The organism is Kribbella soli, assembly GCF_004331345.1.
Lineage (GTDB): Bacteria > Actinomycetota > Actinomycetes > Propionibacteriales > Kribbellaceae > Kribbella > Kribbella soli.
The window spans coordinates 849,303-864,249 of the sequence record NZ_SJJZ01000002.1 but is presented as its reverse complement, the minus strand read 5'-3'; the positions used below and the strand labels follow the sequence as shown (position 1 = coordinate 864,249).

The 14,947-nt window shown below is 67.0% G+C and carries 13 protein-coding genes; 8 read left to right on the top strand and 5 right to left on the bottom strand.

The window, feature by feature from the left end; all coding sequences use genetic code 11:
* Nucleotides 1-69: 69 nt before the first annotated feature.
* The 4 genes from E0H45_RS18330 (at nt 70) to E0H45_RS18315 (ending at nt 4,270) form a co-directional block, all read left to right on the top strand.
* Nucleotides 70-1,254 (top strand): PucR family transcriptional regulator, encoded by a 1,185-nt coding sequence (locus tag E0H45_RS18330; protein WP_131338813.1) that lies wholly within the window; start codon nt 70-72, stop codon nt 1,252-1,254.
* Nucleotides 1,241-2,458 (top strand): metal-dependent hydrolase family protein, encoded by a 1,218-nt coding sequence (locus E0H45_RS18325; RefSeq protein ID WP_238155076.1) that lies wholly within the window; start codon nt 1,241-1,243, stop codon nt 2,456-2,458. The genes E0H45_RS18330 and E0H45_RS18325 overlap by 14 nt, the downstream gene beginning before the upstream one ends.
* Before the next feature lie 7 nt (nt 2,459-2,465).
* Complete coding sequence (locus E0H45_RS18320; RefSeq protein ID WP_131338812.1) at nt 2,466-3,395, top strand: ornithine cyclodeaminase family protein; 930 nt, start codon at nt 2,466-2,468, stop codon at nt 3,393-3,395.
* A gap of 80 nt (nt 3,396-3,475) precedes the next feature.
* Complete coding sequence (locus E0H45_RS18315; protein ID WP_202872382.1) at nt 3,476-4,270, top strand: FadR/GntR family transcriptional regulator; 795 nt, start codon at nt 3,476-3,478, stop codon at nt 4,268-4,270.
* Nucleotides 4,271-4,275: 5 nt separating this feature from the next.
* On the opposite strand, the gene E0H45_RS18310 is transcribed toward E0H45_RS18315, so the two are convergent.
* Nucleotides 4,276-8,121, bottom strand: a complete 3,846-nt coding sequence (locus E0H45_RS18310; RefSeq protein WP_131338810.1) for a discoidin domain-containing protein — start codon at nt 8,119-8,121, stop codon at nt 4,276-4,278.
* 366 nt (nt 8,122-8,487) lie between these two features.
* On the opposite strand from E0H45_RS18310, the gene aqpZ reads away from it, so the two are divergent.
* Both aqpZ and E0H45_RS18300 read left to right on the top strand, forming a co-directional pair.
* Nucleotides 8,488-9,246, top strand: a complete 759-nt coding sequence (gene aqpZ / locus E0H45_RS18305) for an aquaporin Z (protein ID WP_131338808.1) — start codon at nt 8,488-8,490, stop codon at nt 9,244-9,246.
* A 55-nt stretch (nt 9,247-9,301) separates the two neighbouring features.
* A complete protein-coding gene (locus tag E0H45_RS18300; protein ID WP_337590414.1) occupies nt 9,302-9,778 on the top strand; it encodes a ribonuclease H family protein in 477 nt (158 codons plus the stop codon).
* An 8-nt stretch (nt 9,779-9,786) separates the two neighbouring features.
* On the opposite strand, the gene E0H45_RS18295 is transcribed toward E0H45_RS18300, so the two are convergent.
* On the bottom strand, nt 9,787-10,461 hold the full coding sequence (locus E0H45_RS18295) for a response regulator (protein WP_131338803.1): 675 nt from the start codon (nt 10,459-10,461) through the stop codon (nt 9,787-9,789).
* Nucleotides 10,458-11,624 carry a sensor histidine kinase gene (locus E0H45_RS18290; protein ID WP_131338801.1) on the bottom strand — a complete coding sequence of 389 codons (1,167 nt, stop codon included), beginning with the start codon at nt 11,622-11,624 and terminating at the stop codon, nt 10,458-10,460. Before E0H45_RS18290 ends, E0H45_RS18295 begins: the two co-directional genes overlap by 4 nt.
* Nucleotides 11,625-11,775: 151 nt before the next feature.
* Between E0H45_RS18290 and E0H45_RS18285 the strand changes: the two genes are divergently transcribed.
* Nucleotides 11,776-12,675: an ATP-binding cassette domain-containing protein gene (locus E0H45_RS18285; RefSeq protein ID WP_131338799.1), complete on the top strand. Its 900-nt coding sequence runs from the start codon at nt 11,776-11,778 to the stop codon at nt 12,673-12,675.
* A gap of 71 nt (nt 12,676-12,746) precedes the next feature.
* On the top strand, nt 12,747-13,496 hold the full coding sequence (locus E0H45_RS18280) for an ABC transporter permease (RefSeq protein WP_131338797.1): 750 nt from the start codon (nt 12,747-12,749) through the stop codon (nt 13,494-13,496).
* 10 nt (nt 13,497-13,506) lie between these two features.
* On the opposite strand, the gene E0H45_RS18275 is transcribed toward E0H45_RS18280, so the two are convergent.
* Both E0H45_RS18275 and E0H45_RS18270 read right to left on the bottom strand, forming a co-directional pair.
* Nucleotides 13,507-14,109 (bottom strand): TetR/AcrR family transcriptional regulator, encoded by a 603-nt coding sequence (locus tag E0H45_RS18275; RefSeq protein ID WP_131338795.1) that lies wholly within the window; start codon nt 14,107-14,109, stop codon nt 13,507-13,509.
* A gap of 82 nt (nt 14,110-14,191) precedes the next feature.
* A complete protein-coding gene (locus E0H45_RS18270) occupies nt 14,192-14,896 on the bottom strand; it encodes a hypothetical protein (RefSeq protein WP_202872381.1) in 705 nt (234 codons plus the stop codon).
* Nucleotides 14,897-14,947: the final 51 nt, after the last annotated feature.

Here is a 14,947-nt window from a genome sequence, read left to right as displayed (position 1 = left end):
GCCTCGTGGGCGTTATCCAGCTGACAGATCCGTCGAGCAGATCGTCATACAAATGTCTAAGCTGGTCCTATGGACCTCGATGACCTGGTTGGCGCGATCTCGGACGCGTTCGGTACGCCGGCCGTGCTCGAGGACCGCGACTTCAACCTGGTCGCCTTCAACACGCAGCCGGACGAGATCGACGCGGTCCGGGCCGGGTCGATCCTGCGGCGGCGTTCGACGTCCGACGTCCGGAGCTGGTTCGAGCAGTTCGGCATCGCGACCGCGGCCGGAGCCGTCCGAACGCCGGCCGAGCCGAGCCTCGGAATCCTGCCGCGGCTGTGCCTGCCCGTCCGGTGGAACGGCGTGACCTACGGCTACTTCTGGCTGCTCGACCCCGAAGGCGGATTGGGTACGCCTGCGCAACTTGAGGCGACCGCCGCGATCGCGCGGGACGCGGGTGCCCTGCTCGCTCAACGGGCCCGCGGTAGTCGCGACGCCTCGCTGCTGCTCACCAACCTGCTTGCGCCTGACGACGCAGTCTCGGCGCGGGCGGTCGAAGAGCTCGACAGCCGCGGGCTGGTCCAGCGGACGGCGTACGTCGTGGTCGTCCATGCCGAACAGCCGTCGCGTGAGGTCGTGCCGCTCAATCTCTGGTCGCTGCCACGCCATGTGCTCGCCACTTCGGGCGAGGGATTCACGACGTTGCTGGTCGACCTCGGGAACGAGCGGATGTCCCTGATCGACCAGGCGATCGACCGGCTCCGGCAGTTGCATGCCCAGCGCCTCGGCGACCAGGCCGCGGCCCGCCTGCTCGTCGGAGTCGGCGATCCGCAGCGGGGTGTGACCCACGCGCGGACCAGCCACGAACAGGCCCGTCGCGCCACCAAGATCCTGGCCGCCGTGCCGCGTCTCGGTGCGGTCGCTCATTGGTCGCAACTCGGCGTGCACCGGTTGATCTCCTGCGGTCCGCGGTCGGCCCTGGTGGACGCCGTACTAGACCCGCGGGCGCAGCGGCTGCTCGATGAGGGCGGTGAGCTGGTCCGGACGGCACAGGTCTTCCTGGACCGGGCCGGCAACATCCAGGAGTTGGCAACGGAGCTCGCCATCCACCGCCAGACGGCGTACTACCGGCTCCGCCGAATTGAGACCATCACCGGCTTCGACCTGCACCGCGGCGAAGACCGCCTCGTCCTCCACCTGGCGCTGACGATGGCACCCTTGCTCCTGCCGACCGGACAACCATCTCAAGGAGGACGACGTGCTGGTGAATGACGGCAGGTCCGTGCAAGGCACGCTCATCGTGACCAATGCGACTGTGTTCGACGGCGAGGAGCTCGTAGACGGGCCGGTTGCTGTCCGGGACGGGCGGATCGTCGCCGTCGGGGACAGCGCGGACCTTGGCGACGGCGCCGTTGTGGTCGACGCTGAGGGCGGCACCGTTCTGCCTGGGCTGATCGACGCGCATTGTCATCCGTACGGCATCAGCCTGGACATGGTCGACATCGAAGCGAGCCCGCTGAGCTACATCGCGATCGTCGCGGCCGGCCGGTTGCGCAACGCGTTGCGGCGCGGCTTCACGACGATCCGCGACGTCGCCGGTGGTGAGGCCGGGCTGGCGAAAGCGATCGCCGAGGGCCGGCTGGAGGCGCCGCGGTACCTGTTCACCGGTCCTGCGCTGAGCCAGACCGGTGGGCACGGCGACGCGCGGCCGGCGCACTGGGACACCTGTCCTTGCCACAGTCACACGACCGAGGTCGTCGACGGGGTGGACCCGCTGCGCCGCGCCGTCCGCGAGCGTTTCCGGCAGGGCGCGCACGCGATCAAGATCATGACGTCGGGCGGTGTCGTCTCACTGACGGACCCGATCCGGATCCCGCAGTACTCCGAGGACGAGATCCGGGCCGTCACGGCCGAGGCGGCCCGGCGGGGGAGTTACGTCGCGGCGCATTCGTACTCGCCGGAAGCGATCGTGCACTCCGTGCGGAACGGCGTCCGGTCGATCGAGCATGGCAACCTCCTCGACAGTGCGTCGGCTGCGGCGATGGCTGAGTACGGCGCGTTCCTGATTCCGACGTTGGCGGCGTACGACGCGATGGACCGGCGCGGAGTGGAACTCGGGATGGCTGCGGTGTCGCGGGCCAAGAACCGGGAGGTGCTCGACGCCGGCCGGCAGGCGATCGAGCTGGCAGTTGCCGCGGGTGTTCCGGTTGGGTTCGGCACCGACCTGATGGGTGAGCTGGAGGAGGAGCAGCTCAACGGGTTGCGGCTGCAGAGCGAGGTGCTCGGCATGCTCGGCACACTGCGCTGCGCGACGTCCGTGAACGCCCGCCTGCTCGGGCTCGAGGACCTCGGCGTGGTCCGGCCCGGGGCGATCGCGGACCTTCTCGTAGTCTCGGGCAACCCGTTGGAGCAGCCCGAATGCCTCTGGGATCCGGCCGCACAACGGATCGTCATCCAGGGCGGACGCGTCGTTTAGGAGATCCATGCCGGACAGCATCAGGTTCATCGACAGAGCGACCCTCGAGCGCACGCTCGGCTGGACGCAGGCGATCGACGCGCTCGATGACGCGCTGATCTCCGGCGCCGCGCCGGGGAACACGCCGCCGCGGACGTTCGTGGAGGTGTCGGGTGGCCAGCTCATCCTGATGCCGGGCGAGGTCGGGCCGCAGGCCGGCGTGAAGGTCGTCTCGGTCAGTCCCGGCAACGCGGCCCGCGGCCTGCCCCGGATCCAGGGCGTCCACATCGCTTTCGACGGACCGACTCTGCGACCGGTCGCCGTCATCGACGCCGAGTCGCTCACGTTGCGGCGTACGGCGAGTCTCTCGGCGCTCGCCGTACGCCGGCTGTCGACCACGGACTCGAACTCGTTGCTGGTGTTCGGGACGGGGCCGCAGGCGTTGAGCCATGCCCTGGCGATCAACGCGGTGCGTCCGCTGGACCAGGTCGTCGTCGTGGGCCGCCGGGCCGAGGCAATCGCGGCGCTCGTGGGTTCGCTGGAAGCACAGGGCCTCCCAGCTCGGCCAGGGGTCCCCGACGACGTTGCCGCTGTCGACCTGGTCGCATGCTGTACGACGGCGACCGTGCCACTGTTCGACTCCGATCTGCTCCGGCCGGAAGCGACCGTGGTCGCCGTCGGGTCGCACGAACCAGCGGTCCGGGAGATCGATACGAACCTCGTCCGCCGCGCCACCGTCGTGGTCGAGTCACGTGTGTCCGCGCTGGGCCAGGCCGGCGACATCATCCTCGCCATCGCGGACGGCGTACCCGACGGCGACGCGATCACGGCCGACCTCCACGAACTCGCCACCGGCCAGGGCGACATCACCGCCGGCGCACCCCGCCTGTTCAAGAGCGTCGGCGAAGCCTGGTGCGACGTAGTAACCGCCACCGCCGCCCTCGAGGCCGCGCAGTAACTGGGCGCAGATCGGTCTGGTTGATTTGCTGGCGAGCGCGCGCGAGCGCCCAGATGAGTGTGAAGTATCTTGGATCTCGCGTGTCACTGGAGATTGGGGACGAAATGCCGGATCGGTCCGAGCGGTTGTCGCCCGCGCAGACGAGTGCGGAGGGCGGATACCGTCCCGGATACGAGATCGCGGCGGAGCGGATCCTCGAGTACATCGTCCGGGCCCGTCTCGAACCCGGTGACCGGTTGCCGACCGAGAAGGATCTCGCGGAGGCGGTCGGCATGTCCCGGACCATCGTCCGGGAAGCGGTCAAGATCCTGTCCGCGCTCGGGCGGATCTCGGTGCAGATGGGCCGTGGGATCTACGTCGCCGAGCCGGAGGCGGCGTTGTGGCGGGAGTCGTTGTCGCACTTCCTGCCGACCGATCTTCGCCAGGTGGAGGAGATCTTCGAGTTCCGTCGCTTCGTGGAGATCACGACGACGCAGTTGGCCGCGCAGCGAGCGACTCCGGCGCAGGTGAAGGCGCTGCGTGAAGCTGCGCAGCTCACCGTGGACGCCGCGCAGGCGGGGGATCTCGAGGCGTTCAACCGTGCCGATGCGAAGTTCCACGGCGCGATCGGCGACGCGTCGTCCAACATGTTCCTGTCCGCGAGCGTCGAATCCGTGCAGCGGCTCCAGCGGCAGATCAGTGTGATCGGGCTGGCGGGCGTCGCGGGTGGTTCAACTGTTGTGGCCGCGCAGCAGCACGCGGCGATCGCGATGGCGATCGCCGCGGGCGACGAGCAGCAGGCGGTGTCGCTGATGATCGAGCACGTCGACACGACGCTCGAGCAGTTCAAGCAGGAGATCCATGGCCGTCTCTTTCCCATCGACGGCACCGCCTGACCGCACTATCTACCGTTGACGGCGACCTCCAGCAGGTCGATCGCCGGGCCGTTCGCCCCGCCGTCGAACGCCAACCTGACGTACTGAGCCTGCCCGTTCAACGGGTACTGGTTGTAGGTACCGAAATAGGCCTGGCCGGTCGGTCCGTTGACCGTACTGATCTCGTTCCAGCTCACGCCGTCGACGCTGGTTTGGATGGTGAACGTCTTGGGTGTGTTCAGGTACTTCTGGTTGAGCGTGTTGTAGGTCAGTTCCAGGTTCGACAGCTCGGAGACTGCCGGCAGCTTGAACTGGACCCAGGTCGGCGTGCCCGCGGCAACGGACCATTTCGCATTGTCGAAGTGCGTTGCGTCGATGATCTTCCCGTCGGAGAGATACCGCACCGCTTCTTGGTTGTTGCCTGCGGTGACGGTCGCCGACTTCGCGAGGTTGCGGTACGGCTGGAGGTCCAGGAACACCCGGTTCGTCGTGACGGTCTTGCCGTTCAGCGTGACGTCGGCCCAGACGACTCCTCTGGTCAACCGATCGACCTGAGGTGTGACGATCTTGTTCTGCTCGAACGTGAAGGTGCCGACCTCCTTGATGGCGACGGGCGTGTAGTTGTCGCCGCCGGCCAGGTCGACGATGCCGCCGTGCCACGTGACTTGAGCCGCGTCGACCCCGATCGCACCACCTGTGGCCGATCTGCCTTGAAGCTCGTACCGGAGCCCGTCGTTCAGGCCGAACTCGCCGTACGTCTCCTTCCCGTCGACCAGCAACGAGGCGCCGAGCAGGTCCTCGCCGACAAAGACGACGCCGCGCTTGACGCTGACCTTCAGCGCGTCCGACTTGGTGACGCCTTCATGAGTAGCCGTGACTGTGATCGTCGTCGTACCGTCCGAGACCGGCGTGACGATTCCGGAAGGCTGGACCACCGCGACCGCGGGGTTCGCGCTGCGGTAACGGATCGACGAAAGGCTCGCCTTGAGGGCTGGGAACGTCATGTACCCCTCGGCCTTGATCCGCAGGGCTTTCGATGCCAGTTGCTCGCCGGTGGCAACGACATCGGTCAGCCGGTACGTCCGCGTCGGGTTGTCGGTCTCGATCTTGACGATCGTGTCGATCGGGTCTTCCTCGACGTTGCCGAGGTTGATGGTCAGACTGTCGCCGGTCTGGCTGAACGAGGTGACCGGGACATTCTGATTCAGCCAGCGCACCGACGTCACGCGATCCTTCACCGGGCGGATGGTCAGCGACCGTCCGGCGATCGCGTCGAAGCCCTTCTTGCCGTCCGGTCCCTTGAGGACGTGAAGATAGATGTCGTTGTCCCGCGCGGTTGCGTACCCCCACTGCGGACCGGTCGTACTGTTCGGGAAGGCGAACTTCTCGTAGTTGCCGCGCCCGTCGTCGCCATACCCGTAGCCGGCCAGGAAGTACGGCGTCGTACCGGTCGTGGCCTCGTGCCGCTCCGGCAGCCCGGCCGGTGCGAACCAATCGGCAAGCCGCTCCCGTACGTCGATGAATTCCTGGACGCCCTTGGGATACCGGGTGGCGATCTCGGTGGGGGAGTTCCAGTTGGGCCCGCGGCTGTCGATCACCGACTGGTCGTTGTTGTCGACGTACCCGCGACCGGCGTTCATGATCATCTCCTGCGTGACCTGCCGGAAGTCGTCGCGCTGGCCGTAGTACGGCGACAGCTGGTTCTTGGTGCGGATCATCTTCCACGGTTCCATCGGTGTGCGCTTCACCAGGTGGTTCGCGCCGGCGTTGGAATAGATGCCCGATGCTTCGCCGGTCCTCAGGTCCGGGTCGCCGAACTCCTCGCCCCAGGCGTTCGAGTCGATGATGATGTCCTCGCTGTGATCCCGCACGGCGCTGTACATCACGTCGTAGTTCGCGTTGGGCATCGCCTGCGGGCCGTCGAAGTACAGGTAGGCCGGGTCGTAACGACCGAGGAGATCCTCGACGTTCTGCACGAAAACGTCGGTGGAGTAGTGCTGCAGGCCGCCTCCCTCGGTCGCGTAGTACAGCCCGAACTTCATGCCGTAGCGCTTCACCGCCTGCTCGTACTGCTTCAGGCCGTCGACCACCTGGCCGTTGCTGTCCTTGGGGAGGTAGAGCTGCCTGATGTGCTTCGGGTCGGCGAACTTGGACGGCCAGAAGTAGTTCTGCTGCAGAGCCTCGACCGACACGAGTGAGTGCCCTTGGCGCTTGGCCCGCGCCGCCCAGAGGTCGACCGAGTAGTGGGGGTCGACGAAGTAGTTGTACGTCGGCGTGGCATGCGTCAAGGCGCCGACCCGGCCCTCCTCGAACCACTTGTTCGGGCGTTCCTTCACCGTCGTCGTGAAGGTCTTCGTCGCAGTGGCGCCGGCGCTGTCGGTCACCTGCACGGTGAACTGGTAGTCACCGGTTGCGGCGGTGCGACTGATGATGCCCTTGGCGCTACCGAGGTCGGGCTTCCCGTTGACGAGGCCGTCCGCGATCGTGCCGTCTGCGTTCAGCTCCAGGCCGTTGGGCAGCCGGCCGCCGACGAGCTTCCAGGTATAGCCCGGTTGGCCTCCGCCGGCCATGAACTGGAACGCCGAGGCTGCCACGCCATGGTTCGCCGCACCGGTCGACCTGTTCCAGACGTACGGCCACTCTTTGTACCCGGTCGGCATGACGTTCTTCGGCAGCGGAGTTTTGACCGGATCGCCGGTGGACAGCCCCTGGGAAACGACCTGCAGTGACGTGGACGGTCCGGCCACGGAGTTCGCGAGCCCACTCACCGTGTTGCCGTTCTGATCTGCCACCCGGCCGTAGAACCCGAGGTAGGCAACGTTCTGATCCTTGCCGATCGGCACACCGTTCGAGTTCAGGTCCTCGGTGTAGGTGTGCTTGATCTGGATCATCAGCTTGTTCCAGCCCTGCCGCAGGTGTACGGCCTGTTTCGTCAGATCCTTCTGCACCTCGACCGGGGTACTCGGCGGCGTCAGGCAGCGGTCGTTCACGTAGATCCGGTACGACCCGCTCGCGCCGACGTCGAAGTACGCGTCCTTGGCCTCCGGGCTGTAGACGTAGCTGCTCGCGTAGACGTACTTGTTCCGCGTGTCGACGCCCTTCTTGACCGTGTAGTACCCGTACAGGTCCTGGTAGTCGTCGTAGTTGCGGTTGTAGATGCGGTCGTCGAAGTACTCCCAGGCGTGGTTCTCGCCGCCGAACCCGAGGGAACCGCCGAGCTTCGGCGTGATCTCGATCTTCCCGTCGACCGGCCCCGCCCGGTCGTACACCTCGACCTCGGACAGGCCGGTGATCGTCGGGTACGGCGTACGCCCCTTGTCGATCTCGATCTTCATCCCGACCACGTCCCGCAGCCCGGGGTCCGCGGAGTAGACCGTCGGCGTCGAGGGACTGGCGGACGCGCTGTCCACCTTGCCCGACTCGACGGAGCGTCCGTCCGCGAGCGTGAAGGTGAGGTGGTACCAGTTGTTGACGTGGCGCGAGTCGCCCCACTGGGCGATGCGTACCTCGTTCAGCGAGATCGGAGTGCTCCAGGCGAACTGCACCCACGGGCCGGCGTCGTTCTCCGTCACCCACTGGCGCGTCGTACTCCCGTCGACCAGGTACGCCGGGGGATTCGTTGTGAGGGTCGCGGACGAGGCGGTGATCGCCGAGGCCCGCGGGGCCGAGTTCACGGGTTCCGCGGCCTCACACTCGTAGGCCTTGTCTGCCACCGGCGAGTCGAACGGACCGGACACCAGCCAGGAGTTGATGAACGGGGCGCTGCCCGCCACCTGCTGCGCGTACGCCGACGTCCTGGGTGGTCCGAAGAGGACCGCGGCGGCGAGCATCGCCGCCATGGCCACCAACGCTGCGGTTCTTGTACGTCTCACTGTTGAGCTCCTTGCTCTGGCAGCGGCAGTCGGCGACCGTCTGCCGGCACGATGCATCCGATGCTTTTCGGCCGCGCACGGGCTGTAGTGGGGGAGTCGATTGCTGGGCGAAAATCCCGTGTGCGCGGGCCGTTCTCACGCTGCAGCGCTACCGCTGGGGGCCTTCGGGGTGGGTCGAGTATGTCGAGGCCGGTGTACTGCGTCAACCCTATGCATCTGCTCTAATCGCCGAAATCTGGACAAATAGATCTGAACTATCTGCCAGGGTCGGAAAGTCTCCTTCGCGGATTTCACCGATTGTCACGAGTTGATGCCTTACCGTGACAGGAGGGTTTCAACTCACTGGGGGTCAACAAGGAGGCAGTCGTGGAATCACCAAGTCCTGCGGCTCGGATCGGTGCGGAGTTTCTGGGAACCTTTTGGCTCGTGTTCGGTGGCTGCGGTGCGGCCGTCCTGGCCGGTGTCGTGCTCGACCCGGACAAGGTCTCTGTCGGCATCGGCTACCTCGGTGTGGCACTGGCCTTCGGCCTGACCGTGCTGACCATGGCGTACGCCGTCGGTCACGTCTCCGGTGGTCACTTCAACCCGGCCGTGACGATCGGCCTCGCGGTTGCCAAGCGCATCGAGTGGAAATGGGTGCCGACGTACATCGTCACCCAGATCGTCGCCGGTACGGCTGCCGGAGCGATCCTGCTGGCCGTTGCCAGCGGCAAGGACGGTTTCAGCGCCGTCGACAGTGGTTTCGCCAGCAACGGTTACGGTGACCGGTCGCCGGGCGGCTACTCGCTGCTGGCCTGCGCGATCGTCGAGATCGTGCTGACAGCCTTCTTCCTGTACGTGATCCTCGGCGCCACCGACGACCGGGCGCCCAAGGGCTTCGCGCCGATCGCGATCGGTCTCGCCCTCACATTGATCCACCTCGTCGGCATTCCGGTCACCAACACGTCGGTCAACCCGGCGCGGTCGCTCGGCGTCGCCTGGTTCGCCGGCGGCTCGGCGCTCGGCCAGGTCTGGCTGTTCATCGTGGCCCCGATCGTCGGCGCCGCAATCGCCAGCATCAGCTACGCCGCCATCACCGCCGCCCGCGGCCCCAAGATCGACGAGGGCGTAGCCAACAACCCGTAGCGGCAGCCGGGGCTGTGCGTCCGGGGATGCGTCGGCGGGATAGGGTTTCGCTCTGATGTCTCCGACTCGTGCTCGTCGTCCTCGTCCGGCTGATATGACCGTCCCCGTTGGGGCGCGCACCGTGTTCACGGACGGTGCGTGCTCACGCAATCCTGGACCTGGAGGTTGGGCCTGGGCGTTGTCGAAGACCGTGTATGCGTCCGGTCACGAGGCTAGTTCCACGAATCAGCGGATGGAGATCCGGGCCGCATTGGAGGCCGTGCGGGCGATCGACGGTCCGTTGCTGGTGGTGTCGGATTCGACGTACGTCGTCAACTGTTTCCGCGACGGGTGGTACACAGGTTGGCTCGAGCGCGGCTGGCTCACCTCGGCAAAGAAGCCGGTCGCCAACCGGGACCTCTGGGAGCCTTTGGTCGAGTTGGTGACCAAGCGCGGTGACGTCGCCTTCCAGTGGGTCAAAGGCCACTCCGGCCACGAAATGAACGACTTCGTAGACGCCCTCGCCGTCGCCGCCTGCTTCCCGGAGCACTGAGCTTCCGGTCAGGTGAGGCCTGCGTCGTGGATGCGGTTGGCGATCTGGACGCGGTTGGTGGCTTGGAGTTTGACCATGATGCGCGAGACGTGCGCTTTGACGGTGGCCATGCTCAGGTAGAGCTCTTCGGCGATCTGTGCGTTGACCTTGCCTTGGCCGACCGCGATGGCGACTTCGCGTTCGCGGGAGGTGAGAGTGTCGGCCAGCGATCGCGCATCGAGGACGTGTTGGGCTTCTGGCTCATCAGCACCGAGGCGGGCGATCAGCTGGGCGGTCACGGTGGGGGAGAGCATGTGTTCGCCGGCCGCGACCTTGTGTACCGCCTGGACGATCGCCACCGGCGGGGTGTGTTTGAGGAGGAAGCCGCTGGCTCCGCCGCGCAGAGCCCGCAGCACGTAGTCGTCGGCGTCGAAGGTCGTCAGCACGATCACCTTGGGCGGTGAGGGGTGACCCATGAGCTGAGCGAGAGCCTCGAGCCCGTCGAGTCGTGGCATCCGGATGTCCATCAGTACGACGTCGGGTGCTGTCCGGGCGATGAGGTCGAGCCCGGTCTGGCCGTCGTTCGCTTCGCCGGCCAGTTCGATCGTCGCGTCGTCGCGCAGGATCATGGCGAGTGCCGTGCGTACCAGCGCGTCGTCGTCGATGATCACGACCCGCACCGGGCCGTCGGCCGCGTCGCTCATGCCGGCCACGGCAGCCAGGCCCGGACCACGAAGTGCCCGTCCAGCCTCAGGTGCTCGAGGCGGCCACCGATCAGCTCGGCGCGTTCGGTCAGTCCGAGCAAGCCGAGCCCCGAGCCGGGCGTCGCACTCACGGCGGAGCCCAGCCGCAGCGGGTTCCGTACCTCGAGGACCAGTTGCCCGCCCGGGCGGCCGCTGAGGGTGACGTCGACGGCGGTGTCCGGTGCGTGTTTGCGAGCGTTCGTCAGGCTCTCCTGGATCATCCGGTAGGCCCCGCGCCCGATCGCGTCGGGCGGTTCCGTCAGGTTGTCGACCTGGTTGTGCAACCGGACTCTCGTGCCCGATCCGATGGCCTCCTGGACCAGTGCCGGAAGGTCGGCCAGCGTCGGTTGTGGACGCTCCGGTGGCGCGTCGGTGTCGAGGGTTCGCAGTACGCCGAGGATCGCGTGCAGGTCCTGCAGCGCGAGGTGGGCGCTCTCGCGGGTGATGGCGGCTGCCTGGGCCACCTCCGCGTCGCTCAGACTCCGGCAGTACTCCAGCGCACCCGCGTGCAAGGCGACCAGCGACAGCCGATGCGCCAGCGCGTCGTGCATTTCGCGAGCGATCCGGGCCCGCTCGGTGACCTGCGCCTGCTCGACGCGCAGACCCTGCTCGCGTTCGGCGCGATCCGCTCGCTCCCGCAGCGTTGCCAGCAGGTCGCGGCGAGCGCCGACGTACATGCCGGGAGCGATCACGGCGCTCACGAAGACGATCGTGAACAACAGCGAGAAGAGCAACGAGTCCTCGGCGCCGGGATGGGTCTCGAAGAAGACGATCGAGGCGACGAAGCCCACCACCGCGACCGGTACGATCTCGCGCCAGCGCCGGCGCGTGGCCAGGGACATGGTGGTGACGACCACCGCTCCCGACGCGGCCGTGGAGAAGGATCCGAAGATGTTGACGATCAGGGCAACGACGAACGGGTTGCGGCGCCGCCGGCGCATCAGGACCACGCTGACCGCTCCGAGTAGCAGGTCGATGGCCCAGAGCGCACCGATCTGTCCGGCGTACGTGTTGTAGTAGCTCGTAACCCAGAAGCCGAGGCCAGTGACGATGGCGAAGAGGTAGCGCCACGTCGACTGCCAGTGGCTCAGCGGAGGTGGTGGCGCGGCTTGGATGGCGTCCACCTTGCTCACGGTACGGGAGGTCTGTGGTTCCGGGCAGAGACCACGGTCCGGCCAGACCCCTACCGTGGGCTATGTAGCTCTATCCCGTGGCTCGCGGTCATGGCGCTGCGGCTGATGTGCCGGGGCAGCCGGTGGGCCCAGGCTCGACCTCATGATCACAGTCGAAGAACTCAGTAAGCGGTACGGCGCACACCAATCCGTAGACCGCGTGTCCTTCCAGGCGCAGCCTGGATCCGTCACCGGCTTCCTCGGTCCCAACGGGGCCGGCAAGTCGACCACGATGCGCATGATGACCGGGCTGACGCCACCGTCGGCAGGTCGCAGCACCATCCTCGGCGTTCCGTACGCCGAACTCCGCAACCCGGGCCGGCACGTCGGGGTCCTCCTGGACGCGTCCGCGCAGCACACCGGGCGGACCGGGCGCGAGATCCTTCGCCTCGGCGCCATCGTCATGGGCCTTCGCCTCCAGCGGGTCGACGAGATGCTCGAGATGGTCGGGCTGTCCGGCGACGAGGGCGACCGCCGGGTCGGCAACTACTCCCTCGGAATGCGGCAACGTCTCGGCATCGCGCACGCCCTGCTCGGCGACCCGCAGGTGCTGATCCTGGACGAGCCCGCGAACGGACTCGATCCCGCCGGCATCCACTGGATGCGCGGGCTGCTCAAGGGGTTCGCCGATCGCGGCGGAACCGTCCTGCTGTCCTCACATCTTCTGCACGAGATCGAGGTCATCGCCGACCATCTGGTCGTCATCGGTCGCGGCGTGATCGTCGCCGACGGCAGCAAGGCCGACATGTTGAACGCCGCCGGCACCTTCGTCCGTGGCCTGGACCCCGACGCGCTGGCACGCTGCCTCGACGTCGCGGGCTACGTGTACCAGCTCGAGCCCGACGGCGGGTACGTCGTGGATGCCACCCGCGAGCAGATCGCCACGGCCACCGCACGGCATGGCGTGGTCGTCACCGAGTTGCGCGGCGCCGACGGCTCCGGACTCGAGGAAATGTTCTTGCAGCTCACCGCCGCTGACGCACGAGAGAAGGTCATCGCATGAGTACCGCGACCCACCGAACTGAGACCCACCGAACCGAGACTCACCGAACCGAGCTGGCACCGGATCCGAGTGTGGCGTCCGTACCCTTCAGCCGCCTGCTGCGGGCCGAACTGCGCAAGCTTGTCGACACCCGGGCCGGCTTCTGGCTGCTCACCGCGATCGGTCTCATCACGGTCGCCGTCATCGTCGTGTTCCTGTTCGTCGCCGATCCGGATCAGTTGACGTTCGTCAACTTCGTCGGTGCGACGGCGACCCCGCAGAGCATCCTGCTCCCGGTGCTCGGCATCCTCGCGGTCACTGCCGAGTGGAGCCAGCGCACCGGTCTGGTCACCTTCACCCTCGAACCGAGCCGGCTCCGCATCGCCGTCGCCAAGCTCGTCGCGGTGGTCCTGGTCGGCCTGCTCGCGGTGGTCGTGGCGCTCGGCGTCGCGGCCTTGAGCAACCTGGCCGGGATGGCGTTCATGGACGGCGCCGGCGACTGGAACGTTGGCGTCGCCAACGTCCGCGACTTCTTCGCCGTACAGCTGATCGGCATCGTCCAGGGCTTCGCCTTCGGCATGCTGCTGATGAACACCGCCGCCGCCATCGTGCTCTACTACGTGATCCCGATCGCGTGGACCGTACTCTTCTCGATGGTCGGCACCCTCGAGAAGGCCGCTCCCTGGCTCGACGTCAACTCCGCCATGGCACCCGCCTTCGAACAGCGGACCTTCCAGGCCGGCGACTGGGCCCACATCGCAGTCTCCGGAACCATCTGGGTCCTCGTCCCCCTCGCCCTGGGCCTCCTCCGCCTCCTCCACCGCGAGGTCAAGTCCGCCTGATGCACCGACATCACCTCGGCAGCAGAACCTGAACCTGGTCTTTGATCTCCTGTACGACGTCGTCGACCGGGTTCGCGACGTTGATGGTCGCGGCCATGCTGACGAACATGATCGCGGAGACGATGTGCGCGAGCGCCGCCGCGTCGGCGGCGCTGATGCGCTCGTCTCGCTGCAGCACCTCGGCGATCGCCTTCTCGGTCTGGACGGTCAGGAGGAGCGCGTCGCGGTGGTGGGGCTCCTCGGGGTCGCCGAAGACGATCTCCCTGAGGTAGGTCCGCCCGTTGTCGACCTGTTTGCGATTGCACTCGACCACCGGGCGGACGATCGCCATCACCGCGTCGAGTACGTCGGGGATGCTCTCGGCAGCCGACGTACCTTCGGCGAGCGCGTCGGCGTACGTCGAGTTCTGCACGAGCAGGAGAAGTTCGCCCTTGGTCTTGGCGTACAGGAACAGCGTGCCCGCACCGATGTCCGCCTTGTCCGCGATCTCTTGAGTGGTGACCTCGTCGACCCCGCGCTCGGCGAAGAGCTCGCGGGCCGCGGCGGTGATGCGGTCGAGTTTCTGCTGCTTGTTCCGCTCGCGCCGTCCTACCGGTTGGGAGGCGAGTGGCATGGCTGCCGTCCTTGTCTGCTGTGCGGGCTCCTGCTGCCCGGAAGTTTACGACCTTCGGTGCATGGGGAGCCGAGTGACGACGCTATTGCTGGTACTGCGGAAGGGCTGCACCGTCTTTCACGAACGTGAGCGCCTCTGACACTTCGTAGGCGTGCACGGCCGACGTAAACGGAGCCAGCGCGTCGGACAGGCTCTGGAGCTCACGGCTCTTGAAGAAGGCCGCTCGTGCCGCCGGATCCGCGAAGCCCAGGATCAGCGACGCGTGGAACCGCTGGTCTACCGGGTTGTCGTGCGCAACGTTCGGCGTGTCCCAGAACTTCTCGATCCACGGCAGGAAGGTCTGGGTTCTGAGTTCCTTCAGCATGCCGGTGGCGGCGAGAGCGTCGGTGAGTTCGACGAAGTGCGTCCGGAAATCCGAGGCACGTACGCCGTCCCTCCGCCTGAGGTAGATCAAGGCGCGGGCGCCGACCGGTTCGCCGGGCTCGGCCAGGTCGTACCAGCGCGACGAGTACGGCGGCCCGAAGTAGAGCAGCGTCCGCCGGAAGACGTTCACTTCGTCCTTGAACGCGAGCCGGGTCTGCTTTCGGCCCCGCAGCGGCGACAATGCCGACTGGAACGTGATCTCCGCGACTCCGTCGATCTTGCGTTCGACGGGTATTTCGGTCTCGACGCCGCGGGTGGGCGGCCACAGTCCCGGGTTGACGTCGGCGAGGTGGATCTGCCGGTACTCCTGGAAGCCCTTGGTCGCCGAGATGATCTTCGAGTGCGGCCCCTTCCAGTAGCCCATTCCGGTTTCGCGAGGCTGATCGGTTCGTACCCACAGCGGGATGGAGGACGC

Bases quoted from the DNA above. Each gene is read 5' to 3' on its own strand.
- E0H45_RS18330 (WP_131338813.1), top strand. From the start codon at position 70: ATGGACCTCGATGACCTGGTTGGCGCGATCTCGGACGCGTTCGGTACG.
- E0H45_RS18320 (WP_131338812.1), top strand. From the start codon at position 2,466: ATGCCGGACAGCATCAGGTTCATCGACAGAGCGACCCTCGAGCGCACG.
- E0H45_RS18300 (WP_337590414.1), top strand. From the start codon at position 9,302: ATGTCTCCGACTCGTGCTCGTCGTCCTCGTCCGGCTGATATGACCGTC.
- E0H45_RS18295 (WP_131338803.1), bottom strand. From the start codon at position 10,461: ATGAGCGACGCGGCCGACGGCCCGGTGCGGGTCGTGATCATCGACGAC.
- E0H45_RS18285 (WP_131338799.1), top strand. From the start codon at position 11,776: ATGATCACAGTCGAAGAACTCAGTAAGCGGTACGGCGCACACCAATCC.
- E0H45_RS18275 (WP_131338795.1), bottom strand. From the start codon at position 14,109: ATGCCACTCGCCTCCCAACCGGTAGGACGGCGCGAGCGGAACAAGCAG.
- E0H45_RS18270 (WP_202872381.1), bottom strand. From the start codon at position 14,896: ATGGGCTACTGGAAGGGGCCGCACTCGAAGATCATCTCGGCGACCAAG.